This window comes from Leucobacter viscericola, assembly GCF_011299575.1.
GTDB lineage: Bacteria > Actinomycetota > Actinomycetes > Actinomycetales > Microbacteriaceae > Leucobacter > Leucobacter viscericola.
Genome location: NZ_CP049863.1, coordinates 2,955,981 through 2,971,956, shown reverse-complemented (window position 1 = coordinate 2,971,956; position 15,976 = coordinate 2,955,981). Strand labels below are relative to the sequence as shown.

General features: G+C 61.9%; 16 protein-coding genes. 10 read left to right on the top strand and 6 right to left on the bottom strand.

What is annotated here, in order from left to right; translation table 11 throughout:
- Complete coding sequence (locus tag G7068_RS12795; protein ID WP_166292316.1) at positions 1-462, bottom strand: VOC family protein; 462 nt, start codon at positions 460-462, stop codon at positions 1-3.
- 90 nt (positions 463-552) lie between these two features.
- Here G7068_RS12795 and purD point away from each other — a divergent pair, with 90 nt between their 5' ends.
- Complete coding sequence (purD, locus tag G7068_RS12790; protein ID WP_166292315.1) at positions 553-1,806, top strand: phosphoribosylamine--glycine ligase; 1,254 nt, start codon at positions 553-555, stop codon at positions 1,804-1,806.
- 23 nt (positions 1,807-1,829) lie between these two features.
- Here the strand turns inward: purD and G7068_RS12785 are convergent, their stop codons facing one another.
- Together G7068_RS12785 and G7068_RS12780 are read right to left on the bottom strand one after the other, a co-directional pair.
- Positions 1,830-2,651 carry a PaaX family transcriptional regulator gene (locus G7068_RS12785; protein ID WP_166292314.1) on the bottom strand — a complete coding sequence of 274 codons (822 nt, stop codon included), beginning with the start codon at positions 2,649-2,651 and terminating at the stop codon, positions 1,830-1,832.
- A 153-nt stretch (positions 2,652-2,804) separates the two neighbouring features.
- Positions 2,805-3,206, bottom strand: coding sequence for a RidA family protein (locus G7068_RS12780; RefSeq protein WP_166292313.1), 402 nt, complete (start codon positions 3,204-3,206; stop codon positions 2,805-2,807).
- A gap of 163 nt (positions 3,207-3,369) precedes the next feature.
- Here G7068_RS12780 and G7068_RS12775 point away from each other — a divergent pair, with 163 nt between their 5' ends.
- The 6 genes from G7068_RS12775 to G7068_RS12750 all read left to right on the top strand — a co-directional run bounded on the left by G7068_RS12775 (position 3,370) and on the right by G7068_RS12750 (position 11,403).
- Complete coding sequence (locus tag G7068_RS12775) at positions 3,370-4,218, top strand: fumarylacetoacetate hydrolase family protein (protein ID WP_341873747.1); 849 nt, start codon at positions 3,370-3,372, stop codon at positions 4,216-4,218.
- Positions 4,219-4,230: 12 nt separating this feature from the next.
- A complete protein-coding gene (locus tag G7068_RS12770; protein WP_166292312.1) occupies positions 4,231-5,124 on the top strand; it encodes an acyl-CoA thioesterase in 894 nt (297 codons plus the stop codon).
- A gap of 168 nt (positions 5,125-5,292) precedes the next feature.
- Positions 5,293-5,754: a cupin domain-containing protein gene (locus G7068_RS12765; RefSeq protein WP_166292311.1), complete on the top strand. Its 462-nt coding sequence runs from the start codon at positions 5,293-5,295 to the stop codon at positions 5,752-5,754.
- A 78-nt stretch (positions 5,755-5,832) separates the two neighbouring features.
- On the top strand, positions 5,833-7,470 hold the full coding sequence (locus G7068_RS12760; protein ID WP_166292310.1) for an AMP-binding protein: 1,638 nt from the start codon (positions 5,833-5,835) through the stop codon (positions 7,468-7,470).
- Positions 7,471-7,501: 31 nt separating this feature from the next.
- The gene (locus tag G7068_RS12755) at positions 7,502-9,883 is read left to right on the top strand and encodes a bifunctional salicylyl-CoA 5-hydroxylase/oxidoreductase (protein WP_166292309.1); all 2,382 of its coding nucleotides are present in this window, start codon (positions 7,502-7,504) and stop codon (positions 9,881-9,883) included.
- 122 nt (positions 9,884-10,005) lie between these two features.
- Positions 10,006-11,403 carry an MFS transporter gene (locus G7068_RS12750; RefSeq protein WP_166292308.1) on the top strand — a complete coding sequence of 466 codons (1,398 nt, stop codon included), beginning with the start codon at positions 10,006-10,008 and terminating at the stop codon, positions 11,401-11,403.
- Here G7068_RS12750 and G7068_RS12745 read toward each other — a convergent pair.
- Positions 11,400-12,224, bottom strand: coding sequence for an SRPBCC family protein (locus tag G7068_RS12745; RefSeq protein WP_166292307.1), 825 nt, complete (start codon positions 12,222-12,224; stop codon positions 11,400-11,402). The genes G7068_RS12750 and G7068_RS12745 overlap by 4 nt on opposite strands.
- Positions 12,225-12,428: 204 nt before the next feature.
- Here G7068_RS12745 and G7068_RS12740 point away from each other — a divergent pair, with 204 nt between their 5' ends.
- From G7068_RS12740 to purQ, 3 genes are read left to right on the top strand one after another with little or no spacing between them, the layout of a single operon-like run.
- Positions 12,429-13,325, top strand: coding sequence for a phosphoribosylaminoimidazolesuccinocarboxamide synthase (locus tag G7068_RS12740; protein WP_166293170.1), 897 nt, complete (start codon positions 12,429-12,431; stop codon positions 13,323-13,325).
- A 52-nt stretch (positions 13,326-13,377) separates the two neighbouring features.
- Entirely contained in the window at positions 13,378-13,647 is a 270-nt protein-coding gene (gene purS, locus G7068_RS12735) for a phosphoribosylformylglycinamidine synthase subunit PurS (RefSeq protein WP_166293169.1), read from the top strand.
- Positions 13,647-14,351, top strand: a complete 705-nt coding sequence (gene purQ, locus G7068_RS12730) for a phosphoribosylformylglycinamidine synthase subunit PurQ (RefSeq protein WP_166292306.1) — start codon at positions 13,647-13,649, stop codon at positions 14,349-14,351. Before purS ends, purQ begins: the two co-directional genes overlap by 1 nt.
- Here the strand turns inward: purQ and G7068_RS12725 are convergent.
- Positions 14,348-14,851 carry a GNAT family N-acetyltransferase gene (locus G7068_RS12725; RefSeq protein WP_166292305.1) on the bottom strand — a complete coding sequence of 168 codons (504 nt, stop codon included), beginning with the start codon at positions 14,849-14,851 and terminating at the stop codon, positions 14,348-14,350. The two genes, purQ and G7068_RS12725, sit on opposite strands and share 4 nt — an antisense overlap.
- A gap of 50 nt (positions 14,852-14,901) precedes the next feature.
- Positions 14,902-15,882 carry a hypothetical protein gene (locus G7068_RS12720; protein ID WP_166292304.1) on the bottom strand — a complete coding sequence of 327 codons (981 nt, stop codon included), beginning with the start codon at positions 15,880-15,882 and terminating at the stop codon, positions 14,902-14,904.
- Positions 15,883-15,976: the final 94 nt, after the last annotated feature.

Genomic DNA, 15,976 nt, shown 5'->3' with positions numbered 1-15,976 from the left:
CTAAGCAGCACAGAATTCGTTTCCTTCAGGATCGCGCATAACCCACCAGCGACCCGCCGGGCCCTGATCGACCAGTTTCAGCCGCTCAGCGCCGAGCGACTCAAGCCGCACGGTAAGAGCCTCAAGCGCCTCAGGAGTGCCGTCGCCGCCGTGCACATCGATGTGCAGGCGGTTCTTCACGACCTTCTTTTCGGGAACTTCCTGGAACAGAATGCGTCTCCCCTGGCCAACACCACTGAGCTCATTAAAGGGATCTTCGGGGTGCCTGATCGCGGCAAGCCCCGCAAACCGCTGCCCACCGCCGTAGTCAACGACGGCTGCATCGGGCAGCTGACCGGCGGTACGCAACTGCGTAATGAGCGCGCTCGGATCCTCCACCAGATATTCCAACGCGGCCGCCCAAAATTCGGCGAGCACGTTCGGTTCCCGGCAGTCAATGACAAGCTTCCAGTTGAGAGCCATGTGCCCATCATAATCCGGCGGACCGACACTGACGAGGGGTCTCCCAACACGCGATCCACGCCCACCGACACAAACCAGTATCCTGGAGCGGTGAAGATCCTCGTGCTGGGCCCGGGTGCCCGCGAACACGCCCTCGTTCTCTCTTTGATCTCTGAGGAGGCTGGCCACGAAGTTGTGTGCGCTCCCGGTAACGCTGGTATTGCCGCGAGCGGGGTGGAGACCCCCGAGCTTGCGTACACGGATCCCGCGGCGGTCGCGGCGTTCGTGCAGGATCGCGGCTTCGACCTCGTAGTCGTCGGCCCCGAGGCGCCACTCGTCGCAGGGGTTGCGGATCCGCTGCGGGCCGCCGGCATTCCGGTGTTCGGCCCGAATCAAGATGCAGCTGCGCTTGAGGGCTCGAAAGCGTTCGCGAAGCGCATCATGGACGCAGCAGGAGTGCCGACGGGCCGCGCTGCTCGTGTGGACTCCGTCGAAACCGCCGGTGCCGTGCTCGATGAGTTCGGAGCACCCTACGTCGTAAAGGCTGACGGGCTCGCCGCGGGCAAGGGTGTGCTGGTCACGGAGGATCGGGCGGCAGCGCTGGATCACGTCGCGACATGGGCGCCGCACGGCGACGTGCTCATCGAGGAGTTTCTCGACGGGCAAGAGGTGTCACTCTTTTTCTTCGCGGATGGCCACGACGTTGTCGCGCTCAGCCCGGCGCAAGATTACAAGCGCATCTTCGACGGCGACGAGGGCCCGAACACCGGCGGCATGGGTGCTTACTCCCCGCTCCCCTGGGTTCCCGCTGACTTCGTTGAAGAGATCACCCGCACCGTGGCGCTCCCAACGGTCCGCCAGCTTGAGGCCGAGGGCACTCCCTTTATCGGACTGCTCTACTGCGGCCTCATCGTGACAGAGAAGGGTGTGCGTGTCATCGAGTTCAACGCGCGCTTCGGCGATCCCGAGACTCAGGTTGTGCTTGCGAGGCTCGAGTCACCGCTCAGCCAGTACCTCTTGGCTTCGGCAAACGGTACGCTCGCCGAGCAGCCTGAGCCGAAGTTCGCTGCGGATCCCGCGGTCATCGTTGTGGTCGCGAGTGAGGGGTACCCCGGCGATGTCACCACTGGCCGCGTGATCAGCGGGCTGAGCCAGGCGGCTCAGGTTCCCGGCGTCCACACGGTGCACGCCGCGACGGCCCGCGGAACGGATGGCGAGTGGATCGCAACCGGTGGTCGTGTGCTCGGTGTAGTGGCGCGCGGCGCAGACTTCACAGAGGCCCGCGCCCGAGCCTACGAGGCGGTGGGCAAGATCGAACTCGAGGGATCCCAACACCGCAGCGATATTGCAGCGCGCGTGGCCTAGCGAGCGTTGACTAGTTCCAGAGCCTAACTCGCGAGCGTCTCGCGCACGTATTCGAGGGCTGACGCTTCGAGCTGCAACACGATTTCTTCGATGAGTGTCGTGGCAGGATCTCCCGGCCAATCGCTCCGGAGCAGTTCTCGCGGCAAACCTGGATCACGCATCGGCAGCACACGCCAGTCGTCTAGAGCGCGAAGATAGTGAATGTAGCTCTCACGCGGCGGCACCTCACCGTCATACTGTCGCAGCAGCGCTTGGAAGTCGCGTTGGTGTCGCGAAATGTAGTCGCGGTAGCCCGCTTCAATCGCCTCAAGATCCCAGCTATCCCGAACCATACGCGCGAGATCCTGACCACCCGCGTGGCGGCCCACCAGAATATTTGTGTACTCCGTCAGCCCGAGCCCGTCAATGAGCTCAAGTGCATCCGCCGTCATGCGGGCCGGGGCAATCCAAGAGCCCTGGCCGACGTTGCCAAACCCAAGGGCCGCGAGGCGTGAGCGCAGCAGGTGCCGCTTGGCTCGCTGCTGCTCTGGCACCGAGAAGGTCGCGATGCACCAGCCGTCTTCAAGGCGCGCGGGCTGTCGAGCATGCCAGATCACAGCGTCTCCAGACGCGAACGACTGTTTTGCCAGTTCGGTGAGCCGGTAGCCGCTTCGACCATCTCGTTTTTCGGGAGCGAGCCACCCCTTCTTTTTCAAGCGGGATACGGCGGTGCGGGTGCTCGAGTCGTCAATCCCCAGTTCTTCAAGCAGCGCAACAACACCCTTGATTGAAAACCAGTCACCGGTTCGCCGCGCGAACGCGCCGATGAGAGTAACAAGGAGTGTCCTTGAAGTGCTGGGACTCATTGGCGGCCTGTTCTGCTTGATTTCACCGGGAGTTCAACCGACCGGGTTCTCGACGTTTGAACCCAGTCATCCAGGTGTGATCATTTCAGAAACAGTCAGCCTTAAGATCGTGCGCCGCGGCGTGTGGTCAGAATGCCAACGCAGACCGAGCCTCTATGAATCAGCGGCGATGTAGGCAACACCCTGGATCTCAATGAGCGCCTCGGGTTGCCACAGCTTCGTCACGCCGATACCCGCCATCGCCGGGTACTCCGTGCCGGCCATCTCACGCCAGAGTTTGCCGATCTCGCGGCCGTTGCGCTGGTAGTCGTCCACGTCGGTGAGGTAGATCGTCACGTCAACGAGATCGCTCGGTTTGCCGCCTGCGTGCTCGAGCGTGGCGAGCACGTTACCGAAAGCCTGCACGAACTGCTCGATGATCCCTCCGGGAACAATCTTGTAGTCGGCGTCTAGGGCGGTCTGCCCGCCAAGGTAAACGAAGGGGCCGGCTTTTACTCCGTGAGCAAATCCAACCGGCTTGCAGAGCTGCGGGGGGTTAATGACCTGTGCGGACAACGCTGTCTCCTTTGAGTAGTGACGGATTCCCTAAACCCGAATCGATTGAGATAGATATCTCGTACTTGTGACGTTCGTGACCAGTCTGACATACTTGGGTTGTTTTCGCGCGGTTTGATTTGCCGCGCCCTCGAAAACCCCACCCCACCTACCTTTCGGAGCAATGATGCACTTAGGAACACTCAGCCTGCCCGACAACCAGACCAGGGCCGCCCTGCGCGAGGGTGACAACTGGATTCTGCTCGAAGCAGCGGATGTCGGCGCGCTCGTTGCCAACCCCGACTGGCGAAACGGGCTCGACAGCGCGCGCGCCACGGGCCAGCGCATCGCAGAAGACGAGGCCGCCTTGCTCACCCCCATTCAGCGCCCCGCGAAGATCGTATGCTGCGGCCTGAACTACCACGACCACATCATCGAGGCGAAGCGTGAGATCCCGACATTCCCAACCCTGTTCGCGAAGTTTGCCGACACTCTGACCGATCCCGATGCAGACATCACGATCACGGGATCACACAAGGTTGACTGGGAGGCCGAGCTCGCCGTCGTTGTCGGATCCTCGGTCCAGCGCGCGACTCCCGTCGAGGCGGCAAACGCAATCCTGGGTTACGCGGCTTCCAACGACGTGTCGGCTCGCGATTGGCAGTCGCGTACGCTGCAGTGGTTCCAGGGCAAAGCCTGGGATAACACCACACCCCTCGGTCCGGTCATCGTGACGGCCGACGAGATCTCCCCTAAAGACGGGCTCGAGATCCGCGCAGATATTGACGGTGAGGTTGTACAGCGGAGCAACACACGAGAACTCGTGTTCGACTCAGCCGATCTCATCTCTTATGTGTCACAGTTCACCACCCTCCGCCCCGGCGACATCGTGCTGACCGGCACTCCGGGTGGGGTGGGGCTTGGAATGAGTCCGCAGCGCTGGCTGCGCGACGGTGAGGTGCTCACCACACACATCGAAGGCATCGGCACGTTGCGCAACCGCATGCGGTTGTCAGCCAGCGAGTCGACGTAAAAGGAGAACGAGATGAGCCATCCCCCCATTACCCGCGAGAATCACGCTAATTCGCAGCGGTTCCTCGCGGCGATCCAGTTGAAAGAGACCTCGCCCGAGGTGTTTGACCGAGCATTCACCGTCATGCCGCAGTACGTGCCGTGGCCAAAGGCCTACGGGGGCGATTCCGTTGCCCAGGCCGCCGCCGCCGCGATCGCGACGATCGGCGACGATCGCGAGCTGCACTCACTGCACAGCTCATTCTTGCGCCCCGTCGAGATCGGCGAGCCCGTGCGCTACGAAGTCGAGCTGCTGCGTGACGGTCGCGGCTACTCAACGCGCCACGTGCGGGGCTACCAGGGCGGCAAAGTGGTGTTTATCACCACGGCCTCATTCCAGGTGCCTGAGAACGGCAACAGCTATGCCCCCGCTTGCCCCAACTACCCAGCGCCGGGCACCCTGCCAAGCTCCGCCGATTATCTCGACGCGCGAGATGCGGCATCCTCACCCGCGGGCGACTACTGGGCGCGCGGACGCAGCTTCGACATGCGACACGCACCCAATCCCGTGTACACGCATTCACCAGAGAACAGTGCCGAGCAGGGGGTGTGGATCCGCGCCTTTGACAAATTACCCGACGACGCACGCACGCAGCAGATCGCCCTCAGCTACGTCTGCGACTACACGATTCTTGAACCCTCACTGCGAGCGCTCGGCCTGAACTGGTCCTCCCCAGGACTCGTCACGGCCAGCCTCGACCACAGCATGTGGTTCCACCAGCCGGCGCGCGCAGACGAGTGGCTCCTGTATGCCCAGGAAAGCGCCGGAGTACAGGGCGGGCGGGCACTCAATCTTGGTCGCTTCTACTCAGAACAGGGTGACCTTGTCGCAACGGTTCTGCAGGAGGGCATGATCCGCCATGCATAATTTTTAGGATTTCCTTTGACACCCGGGCGTCACAGAGGTAATCTTCAACATACGTTCTACGTGACGAGCGTCACGATAAAGACATAAATGGAATTACATTCACTCAACGAAGAGACCCGTCTCGTTTTGAGCATTCACCCCCAGTAATTAATTCAAAGGAGAGTAACTATGTCATCACCATCAGCGGTTGCAGCCGAGCAAGATCTGCGCTGGGACAAGGTTCCCCAGGTCACTCGTTCAGGTGAGGAAGACACCCGAACGCTGTCTTCGGGCGACTGCATTCGGGTCACCGGCGTAGGCCCGCAGCACACCGGAGCCACCAAGATCTGGTTCGGTCAGGTTTCGAACAAACCCGGGTACCGCTCCCTGCCCCACCACCACGGCGAAGCAGAAACAGGCGGGTACGTGCTGCGCGGTAACGGTCGCATCTACTTCGGCGAGGGTTTCAAGACCTACGTCGACATGAAGGCAGGCGACTGGGTGTGGGTCCCCCCGTTCATGCCCCACGTAGAGGTCAACATGTCGGTGACCGAAGAGCTCATCTGGCTCACCGCACGCACCCCCGACAACATTGTGTTCGACCTGCCCGATGTCGATGACTCGGAGCTCGAAGGCTACCGCCGCGCCTAGAGCAGTGGTCGGCCCCTTTCGGGGCCGACCACTCATCACCACCAGCCACGCACATCTATTAGGAAGCATGGATAAGCAATGGAGCTTTCCCCATCCGGCTACACCGACCACTTCGCCAGAGAATCCCTCCCCCAGCAAGCCAGCTGGCCAACCTTCGAGTTCACACTCCCAGAACTTCAATACCCCACCAAGCTCAACGCCGCCGAAGAACTCATTGACGAGGGTGTGCGCAAATTCGGTCGCGACAAGCTCGCCATCCGCGTGCCGGGTGCCGAGATCTGGACCTACGGCGAACTGCAGAAACGTGCCAACCAGGTCGCTCAGGTACTGACCGAAGACTACGGCCTGCAGCCGGGCAATCGCGTCTTGCTCCGCTCCCCCAACAACGCCTGGACGGTCGCGTGCTGGCTCGGCGTCATCAAGGCGGGCGGCATCGTCGCGACAACCATGGTCGCCTGGCGCAAGCGTGAGGTGCGTAACGTGGCAGACAAGCTGCGCCCAAATGTGGCCATCATCGACCACCGCGCAATGTCGAAGATGCCGGACGTCTTTGGCGACACCCCCATCGCGATCCTCGGCGGTGACGACGACACGCTTCTGGCGGCTTGCGCGATGAAGAGCGGTGAGTTCACGGCCGTTGAAACGGCGGCCGACGACGTAGCCCTGCTCGGTGCCACCTCGGGCACCACGGGTGAGCCCAAGGTCACCATGCACTTTCACCGCGACATTCTCGCGAACGCAGACACCTTCGCCAAACACATTTTGAAGCTCACACCAGACGATGTGACAGCTGGCACCGCTCCACTCGCCTTCACGTTCGGTCTTGGCGGGCTCGTCGTGTTTCCACTTCGCACAGGGGGCAGCTCGGTGATTCTCGAGAAAGCAAGCCCGATGGAACTGGCCGATCTCATCACCGATTTTGGGGTCACGGTGTTCTACACAGCCCCAACCGGGTACCGCACGGCGCTCAAGGAGGGCAAGGCGAGCGAGCTCGCGAAGCTGCGCGTCGCGGTATCCGCTGGCGAACACCTGAACAAGGAGACGTTCGAAGCCGTGCGGGAGGCGACCGGGCTCAAGCTCGTGAACGGTATCGGATCCACCGAGATGCTGCACGTGTTTATCTCGGCGGCGGGCGACGACATTCGTCCGGGAGCCACGGGTAAGGCGGTCCCAGGATTCAGAGCCACGGTGCTCGATGACGACGGCAACGAGTTGCCGCCCGGCAAGGTCGGGCGACTCGCCGTGATCGGCCCCACCGGTTGCCGCTATCTCAACGACGAGCGCCAGAAGAACTACGTGGTAAATGGCTGGAACGTAACCGGCGATGCCTATCTGCGGGATGAGGACGGATATTTCTTCTACCAGTCACGCACCGACAGCATGATCATCGCGGCCGGGTACAACATCGGTGCCCCAGAAGTCGAAGAGGTTGTGGAAACGCATCCCGAGGTACTTGAGTGTGCGGTTATCGGGCGGCCGGATCCAGCAAAGGGTGTCATCGTCAATGCCTTTGTGGTGCTGCGCGACGGTGTCGCCGAGTCTGAAGAGATCACCGAGTCGATCAAGACCCACGTGAAAGAGAACCTCGCGATCTACAAGTGCCCCCGGCGCATCGACTTTGTCGACGAGCTGCCTCGAAACCCCAGCGGAAAAGTTCAACATTTCGTGTTGCGTGAACGGGTTGCCGCCGAACTGGCGACCGCCTCAGCGCACTGAACTCATTCCCAACAATCTAAAGGAGAACACCATGCGAGTAGCAATTGTTGGCGGCGGCCCCGGCGGGCTGTACTTCGCCGCACTCATGAAGCAGCTGGATCCCAGCCACGACATCACCCTCTGGGAGCGCAATGCTGCCGATGACACCTTTGGTTTCGGGGTCGTGTTCAGCGACGAGACCCTCGGCGGCATCGAAAACGCCGACCCCATTATCGCGCAGCGCATGAGCGAGCAGTTTGCCCGCTGGACCGACATCGATATCCGCTTTGGCGGTGAGACCTTCACGATCGGCGGTCAAGGCTTTGCCGCCATGGGCCGAAAAGAACTGCTCATGCTGCTGCAGGATCGCTGCCTCGAGCTGGGCGTGACGATCAACTTCAGCACGCTCGCGCCCGACGCCGCCGAACTCATGCGCGACTACGATCTTGTGCTGGCAGCCGACGGCCTTAACTCGTTCGTGCGCACTCAGTTCGCCGAACACTTCAAGCCCACTCTCGACCGCCGCGTCAACAAGTACATCTGGCTCGGCACCGATCGTGTCTTCGAGGCGTTCACCTTCGACGTGCAGAACACTCCCCACGGCGTCATGCAGCTGCACGGTTACCCCTACTCAGACAAGGGCAGCACCTTCCTCATCGAGATGCATGAAGATGTGTGGCGCGCCGCGGGCTTCGACGAGACCGAAAACGAGGTCTTCCCTCCCGGTGTCAGTGACGAGAAGGCAATCGAGAAGATCAAGCACTATTTTGCTGACATTCTCGACGGTGCGGGTACCCTCGCGAACAACTCAAAGTGGATCAATTTCAACGTGGTGCGCGCGGAATCGTGGCACCACAAGAACCTCGTCATTCTTGGCGACGCCGCCCACACCGCGCACTTCTCAATCGGCTCGGGTACCAAGCTCGCGATGGAAGACGCACTCGCACTCGCGGCGTGCATTCACGAAAACTCGACGCTCGAAGCGGCCCTTGATGCCTACGAAACTGAACGGCGCCCGGTTGCCGCTTCCCTACAGCGGGCTGCCCAGGCGGCAATGGAGTGGTTCGAGAACATCGGTCAGTACGCGGGTCAGGATCCGCTGCAGTTTGCGTTCAACCTACTGACGCGCAGTCGCCGCATCACACTCGAAAACCTCGGCATGCGCGACCCCGAGTTCGCGAAGCGTGTGCTTGAGGTTGCGGGCCCGGGACGCACCGAAGATGAACCTCCGCTGTTTCGCCCACGCAATATCGGTCAACTCCAACTGAAGAACCGCATCATCGTATCGCCGATGGACATGTATTCTGCCGCCGACGGACTGCCGGGTGACTTCCACCTCGCGCACCTCGGTTCACGAGCCGCCGGTGGTGCGGGGCTCGTGATGACCGAGATGGTCTGCGTTTCGCCAGAGGGACGCATTACCCCCGGCTGCAGCGGCCTCTACACTGACGAACAAGCGGCCGCCTGGGCGCGCATTGTCGGCTACGTGCACAGCGTCTCCTCCGCAAAGATCGGCGCACAAATCGGCCACTCCGGCCGCAAGGGCTCCACCAAGATTATGTGGGAGGGCATCGACCAGCCTCTTGACGAGGGGAACTGGCCCGTCCTGTCTGCGTCCGCGATTCCGTACAGCCAGGTCAACCAGACGCCGCGCGAGATGGACCGCGCTGACATGGACCTGGTACGCGACCAGTTTGTAACGGCAGCCAAGCGGGCGGCCGCGGCCGGGTTCGACCTGCTTGAAGTGCACGCGGCCCACGGCTACCTGCTTTCTTCGTTCCTGTCGCCCGTGTCGAACAAGCGCAGTGACGAGTACGGCGGCAGCCTCGAAAACCGTCTCCGCTACCCGCTGGAGGTGTTCAATGCCGTGCGTGCCGCCTGGCCCGCGGAGCGTCCGCTCACCGTGCGCCTCTCGGCGACAGACTGGATCGAAGGCGGTAACACCATCGACGATGCGGTCGCGATCGCCGGGGCCTTCATCGAGCACGGTGCCGACGCGATCGATGTCTCCTCGGGCCAGATCTCCTCGGAGGAGAAACCTGCCTTCGGCCGCAGCTACCAGACTCCGTTCGCCGACGCGATCCGCAACCGTGTCGCCGAGTCGGCTGGCGTCGCCGTGATCGCGGTGGGAGCGATCTCGTCGTACGACGATGTGAACTCGATCCTGGTTGCGGGCCGCGCCGACTTTGTCGCGCTCGGTCGCACGCACCTGTTCAACCCGAACTGGACGCTGCACGCGGCGGCCGACCTTGAGTACCGCGGCGAGGGCGCGCAGTGGATCCCGCAGTATCGCGCGGGATCGCGCAAACCACCGAGCTCGCGCACCGACGCGATCCGCCCCCGCTTGTCGCTGATCCGCGATCCTCAAGCGAGCCGCGAGTACCCGCACCGCCGCTGGACGCCCGCCGTGTACGGCACCGCCGTGCGGGCCTAGCTCACTCATGACTGGCAGCGGCCGTCGACGATCTCACAACAGATTGCCGGCGGCCGCTCTTCCCTATACCCACTTCGACTCAACATCTCAAACATTCGGTTCCATCACACTAGGAGACAACGATGTCTACAACTGAAAAGACCGCCACCACCACCCGCTGGCCGATTCCGCGCAGGGTCACGCTTGGCGTTTTGGTCTGCTGCTGGTTCGCGACCCTCTCCGAGGGCTACGACATTGGCGTGCTGGGAGTGATTATCCCGGCACTCAAGACCTACGCTCCGTGGGGTCCGCCTGATCCGCTGCAGCTCGGCGGCCTCGCCGCATATGCGCTCGTCGGCATGCTGATCGGCGCCCTCGTTATCGGCACGCTCAGCGACCGCTTCGGCCGCAAGAACATGCTGCTCGTATCGATGGCGCTGTACACGCTCACCCAGCTCGGAGCAGCGCTCGCAACGACACCCGACATGTTCGGGCTCTACCGCCTGATTGGTGGACTCGGCATGGGTGGCGTGATCCCCGTCGCGGCCGCAATGACCATTGAGTTCTCGGAGCCGAAGCGCCGATCGCTGAACTACGGCTTCATGTTCTCGGCGTACTCACTCGGCATCGTGGTGGCGGCCCTCGTTGGCACCGCAATCTTTGCTCAGTTTCCGCCAACCGTAGGCGAGACCGTCATCGTTGAGAACCAGGAAGTATGGCGCTGGATCGTGGGGCTCGGGGCGATCCCGGTGCTGCTCATACCGGTCATCGCATTCCTTCTGCCAGAGTCACTGGAATCGCTGGAGGCTCGCGGCATGCACGATCGCGCCAAGAAGCTCGCAGAGAAGCTCGGCATCAGCCCGTATGTATCAGCGGACACCGCACCCAAGGAGGGCGTCGCGACGCAGGCCCCCTGGCAGCGAGTTCTATCGCTGCTGTTCTCGCTGCGTTACCTGAGCTCAACGATCCCGCTCTGGATCGCCCTGTTCTGCGGCATGCTGCTGGTCTACGGGCTCAACAACTGGCTACCGAATGTGATGCGCGAGGCCGGTTACGAAATGGGGCAGGCACTCACGTTCCTCTTGGTCTTCAGCCTCTCGGCGGCAGTCGGTGGTCTCATTCTCGGCGCGCTCGCTGATCGCTTTGGCCAGCGGGTGGTGCTGATTGTGTTCTACTTGATCGGCGGTGTCGCGTGTGTACTGATGATGTTTCCGCACTCGCTCGTGCTCACCATGACGCTGGTGGGGCTGGCGGGCATCGGATCGATCTCGACCTCACTCGTGCTCACCGGATACATCGCCGACTACTATCCGGGGTTCATGCGGGCCACCGCGACCGGCTGGGCCCTCAGTTTCGCGCGCATTGGCGCGATCCTCGGCCCGGTTGTTGGCGGCTGGCTGTCGTCGATGAAGGTCAGTACCGAGTGGAATTTCATCACGTTCGGGATCGTGGCGCTGGTAGCCGCGTTCGCGGTGGCCCTGATTCCACGCAAGACCCCGTTCGAGGAACCCGCTGCAGCGCAGCGGACTCCTTCGAGTTAGGAGCTCTGGGGCCCTCGAATGAGGTCGTCGAAGTTTGGTTCTTCGGGGTCGTCATCGTTGGTGTTGGCCTCAGCGCCGCCGTCTTCGTCGGCGCCGATTTCGTCGGGCTCAACAACAGCCTCGACTGGCTGGGCGTCTTCAACAGGCGCTTGATCCTCAACTGATTGCTCGGCATCCTGAGCAGGCTCATCGCTCTCTTCAGGTGCGGCGTCAGCTTGCGCGGTGTCGGTCTGTTCGGCCTCAGCCTGCTCGGCGTCGGCTAGCTCGGCAGCTTCGGTGTCCTGCTCCGCTACTGCAGCAGGCTCAGCATCAGGCTGAGGAGCCTCATCGGGCTCAGCAACCGCGGCTTCAGTGACCGCTTCAGTTTCTTCAGCAAAGGCACCCGAAGCGACAGCGGCCTCAACGGCCTCCACGAGGTCACCCAGCAGCACGTGCCACCCCTCCTGCGAAGCGGCGGCGCTCTCGGCGGGTGACGACAGCGCGTCAAAACCCGTCTCGGTCACTGTGATTCCGGTGTTCGGGCCAGTCGAACGCAGGGTCACCAGAACGGCCGTTGAGTGCTCGTCTCCAGCTTCACTCCAGCGGAATCCGATGGCGTGTCCCTCAACAAGAACGTCAACCTCGCCCGAGGCATCACGACTCACCTCTGAGTCGCCACTGGTCTCGGCCCAGCGCTCTGAAACAGCACCGCCCACTCTGGGGTCAAGTCGTAACTCTGGCCACCACACTTTGCGGCGCTCATCGTCGATCAAATATTGCCATACCGCAGCTCGGGCGGCACGCGCTTTACTGCGAGCTACCACTGGTCCCAACGGGATCATTGCTCCCCTTTCGGATGACACTTCAGAACACTGCAAGTTTCTTCAGATGAGGATCCTCGCAACTCAGCCCCTCGTCTTACATAAGACCTTAATCCTCTCCACTGACAACTCGCCCTATCTGAGTGGGAATGTCGAGACGGAAATCGTCCAATTGCTTGGCCGTCAAGGTGCAAGAATGAGTAAGTGACGCAATCATCCTCAGCTATGTCCCTGCCCACTGCACCAGAGCTGCCTGGCTGGACCCACAGCTACTCAGGCAAGGTGCGCGATCTCTACGTGCCCGCGGAGGGTCCAGACGACACCCTGCTCGTGGTCGCGAGCAACCGGGTGAGCGCGTACGACTTTGTACTTGAGCCGCCGATCCCGGGCAAGGGAGCTCTGCTCACCGCACTCTCCAACTGGTGGTTCTCCCGCATCGACATGCCCAACCACCTCGCTGATCCACAGAGCGCGCCGCGCGTCCCTGAGGAGATTGCAAATCGAGCAATGCTCTCCCGCCGCCTCGAGATGTATCCCATTGAATGTGTCGTGCGAGGCGCGCTCACCGGCTCCGGGTTTCTGGAGTACCAGCAGACGGGATCCGTGTGCGGAATCGAACTGCCACCAGGAATCGAAGACGGCGACCTGCTTGAGACCCCCATCTACACTCCCGCGTACAAGGCGCCGTTCGGTGAGCACGACGAAAACATCAGCTTCGAGCGCAGCGTTGAGCTTGTTGGAAGCGAGGCGGCCGCGGCACTGCGCGACGCCTCACTGCAGATATTCACTGCCGCCCGGGATCTCGCTGCGGAGCGCGGAGTAATCCTCGCCGACACAAAGTTTGAGTTTGGACGGGATCCCGAAACCGGCGATCTGGTGCTGGCAGATGAGGTACTCACGAGCGATTCGTCTCGCTACTGGGACGCGAGTGTTTACTTCGACGCTTCTTTGAACAGGTCAGAACGCCTCGCATCCTTCGACAAGCAGATCGTGCGCAACTGGCTGCGCAGCAATTGGGACCAACAGGGTGTGCCCCCGGTATTGCCCGCCGAAATCGTGGCTCAGACACAGGATCGCTACCGCGAGTTGTACACGCGCCTCACCGGCGCGACATGGGCTTGATCTCACGCAGGCTAGAATGGGCCTGCTCGCTTTCTACGGATTTGGAGAACCGGTGCCCACGATTGTTGTAGATGTCATGCCCAAGGCCGAACTGCTTGACCCGCAGGGCAAGGCAACGACGGGGGCGCTTCATCGCCTCGGTCACGGCAAGTTTCAGAACGTGCGCATTGGTAAGCGCTTCGAGTTCACCGTTGACGGTGAGGTAACGGACGCCGTACTCGCAGAGGTTCGCAAGGTAGCGGACGAAACACTTTCAAACGCCGTGATCGAAGACGTCGTCTCGATCACGGTTGACGGCGCACCCGTAGAGGTGGCCGCGTAATGGCACCCCGCATCGGAGTTGTCACCTTTCCCGGCTCGCTTGACGACCGGGATGCACAGCGTGCGATCCGGCTCGCTGACGCGGAGGCCGTAGCGCTGTGGCACGCGGATCATGACCTGCAGGGTGTCGATGCGATCGTGCTGCCAGGCGGTTTCAGCTATGGCGATTACCTGCGCCCGGGTGCCATCGCCGCGATCTCGCCCATCATGACCGAGGTGATTGCCGCCGCAAACGCTGGCATGCCGGTTCTCGGGATCTGCAACGGGTTTCAGGTACTCGTCGAGGCACACTTGCTGCCCGGCGGCCTGATCCGCAATGCAAACCAGCAGTTTGTGCGCCGCGATCAGCGTCTGATCGTCGAGAACAACCGCACGGTGTGGACGAGCGAGTTCGAGCAGGGTGAAGAGATCGTCATCCCCCTCAAGAACGGCGACGGCGGCTACATCGCAAACGATGAGACGCTGAAGCGACTCGAGGGTGACGGGCTCGTTGCGTTCCGCTACGCGGGCGTGAATCCAAACGGGTCGCTCAACGACATCGCTGGGCTCACAAACGAGCGCGGCAATGTCGTGGGCCTCATGCCCCACCCCGAACACGCGGTCGAGCCGGGCTTCGGCCCGGATGCACCCGAGGCCATGCGCTCCGGGCTCGACGGACTGCGCTTCTTCACGAGCGCTGTGCAGGCACTCGCGCAGAGGGTCTAGCGCGCGACTTCGAGTCCATACGAGATGATGCGGCGCGTACCGCTGATCGTCTCGATCGTGAACTCTCGCTCAGGAATCTGCTGGAAACCAAGGCGTTCGTAGAGCCGGTGTGCCTTCACCATCTGGTCGCCGGTGTGTAAAACCAGACGGCGCGAGCCGCGATCCCGAGCTACGCGAACAACGTGTCGCATCAGTGCCTCACCGACCCCTTTTCCGCGCGCCTCTCCTGAGACCCCCAGCAGTCGCACGTCCATCTCGTCGGGTGCGCTGTTCGACAGCAACCGCTCACCCACGTTCGGGATCGTCACGGACCCCAGGATCCTGCCGTTTTCTTCCGCTACGAGCACCTGCGAGACGGAGTCCCTCCCGGCTACGTCCTCAATCTCGTCAAGGTAGTCGGACTCAAGCACGTACTCGTTCTCATAGGCCGCACGCACGAGGGCACCGACGGTTGCGTATTCTTCCGAGCGAATGCGTCGGACATCAAGGGAAAAGCTCATCAGAAAAGCATAAGGCCCCGCGGCCAGAAGCCGCGGGGCCCTATGAACACTTAACCCAGAACCGAGAAGTCGGGCTGACCGTCAGGGCCCATGGGCAGTGGGCGTCCATCAGCAAACGTCGGCCACGGCAGCAGGTTAGGGGCCTGCTGCGGAGCCGGAGCCGACTGCAGAGGAGGTGCCTGTGGGAACTGCTGTGCCTGCGGGAATGGTTGTGCCTGCGCCTGCGGGAACGGCTGCTGGGCAGGGGCCGCCGGGTAGGGCATCTGGTTCGCGAACTGACGCTGCTGGGCTCGAGCGGCTTCACGCTCGTCTGACCCTGCAGACCAGCGCAGCAGGAGCGTGATGGAGAGCCCCAGTGCGGTGAGGATCAGTAGAGCCGTAGCGATCTTCCAGTAGAGACCGGGAATGTACAGGTCAAACGACGCGATGGCGACCGGAGCCGTGAAGAGAATGCCCGAAAGCACCGCGAACGCACTCGTAACAAACGCGAATCGGTTCACGACGGCGCTCACCTTGGCGCCCATGTTGAGCAGCAGCTGGCAGCACAGAATCACGAGTCGCGTCACCAGAATGACAAACACTGACTTCCAGAAGATCTCAAAGAGAAGCGAGAAATAGCTGTACTTGGTCATCCAGATAACGGTCAACAGCACACCAAGAATGTATGCGTTGGCGACAAGAGCAACGGGCGCGTACCACTCGGATTTCTGCTGACGACGCGTATCGAAAGCGGTAAACAGCACAAACACCGCGAACAACGCGAAGGTCGAGAAGACACGCTCAAACTTGCCCTCAAAATCACCGATGAACAGCAGCGAGATTGACGCGAGCGTCAGCGCCGCGAGCAACACAATGCTGATCTTCAAGAACATCGACATCTTGCGCGAGTCCTTGTTGGTGCCTGCAGGATCGGCCGCGGGTGGGCCCTGCAGAACTGGCGCTGCTGGCGCTGTCGGCGCTGCAGAGGCGGGTGTTGCCGGAGCCGTCGCGGGCGCCTCCGAGTGTGGCAATTGTGCGTTCGAGTCACTCATGCGATTAGTCTTTCGTGTTCGGCTGGGAATCGCCACTTTCAAAGGCAAAAAAACAGCAGCAATTCCCGCGTAGACTGGAGCGGTACTTTCGGCA

Bases quoted from the DNA above. Each gene is read 5' to 3' on its own strand.
- G7068_RS12795 (WP_166292316.1), bottom strand. From the start codon at position 462: ATGGCTCTCAACTGGAAGCTTGTCATTGACTGCCGGGAACCGAACGTG.
- G7068_RS12785 (WP_166292314.1), bottom strand. From the start codon at position 2,651: ATGAGTCCCAGCACTTCAAGGACACTCCTTGTTACTCTCATCGGCGCG.
- G7068_RS12775 (WP_341873747.1), top strand. From the start codon at position 3,370: ATGATGCACTTAGGAACACTCAGCCTGCCCGACAACCAGACCAGGGCC.
- G7068_RS12770 (WP_166292312.1), top strand. From the start codon at position 4,231: ATGAGCCATCCCCCCATTACCCGCGAGAATCACGCTAATTCGCAGCGG.
- G7068_RS12765 (WP_166292311.1), top strand. From the start codon at position 5,293: ATGTCATCACCATCAGCGGTTGCAGCCGAGCAAGATCTGCGCTGGGAC.
- G7068_RS12760 (WP_166292310.1), top strand. From the start codon at position 5,833: ATGGAGCTTTCCCCATCCGGCTACACCGACCACTTCGCCAGAGAATCC.
- G7068_RS12755 (WP_166292309.1), top strand. From the start codon at position 7,502: ATGCGAGTAGCAATTGTTGGCGGCGGCCCCGGCGGGCTGTACTTCGCC.
- G7068_RS12750 (WP_166292308.1), top strand. From the start codon at position 10,006: ATGTCTACAACTGAAAAGACCGCCACCACCACCCGCTGGCCGATTCCG.
- G7068_RS12745 (WP_166292307.1), bottom strand. From the start codon at position 12,224: ATGATCCCGTTGGGACCAGTGGTAGCTCGCAGTAAAGCGCGTGCCGCC.
- G7068_RS12740 (WP_166293170.1), top strand. From the start codon at position 12,429: ATGTCCCTGCCCACTGCACCAGAGCTGCCTGGCTGGACCCACAGCTAC.
- purQ (WP_166292306.1), top strand. From the start codon at position 13,647: ATGGCACCCCGCATCGGAGTTGTCACCTTTCCCGGCTCGCTTGACGAC.
- G7068_RS12725 (WP_166292305.1), bottom strand. From the start codon at position 14,851: ATGAGCTTTTCCCTTGATGTCCGACGCATTCGCTCGGAAGAATACGCA.
- G7068_RS12720 (WP_166292304.1), bottom strand. From the start codon at position 15,882: ATGAGTGACTCGAACGCACAATTGCCACACTCGGAGGCGCCCGCGACG.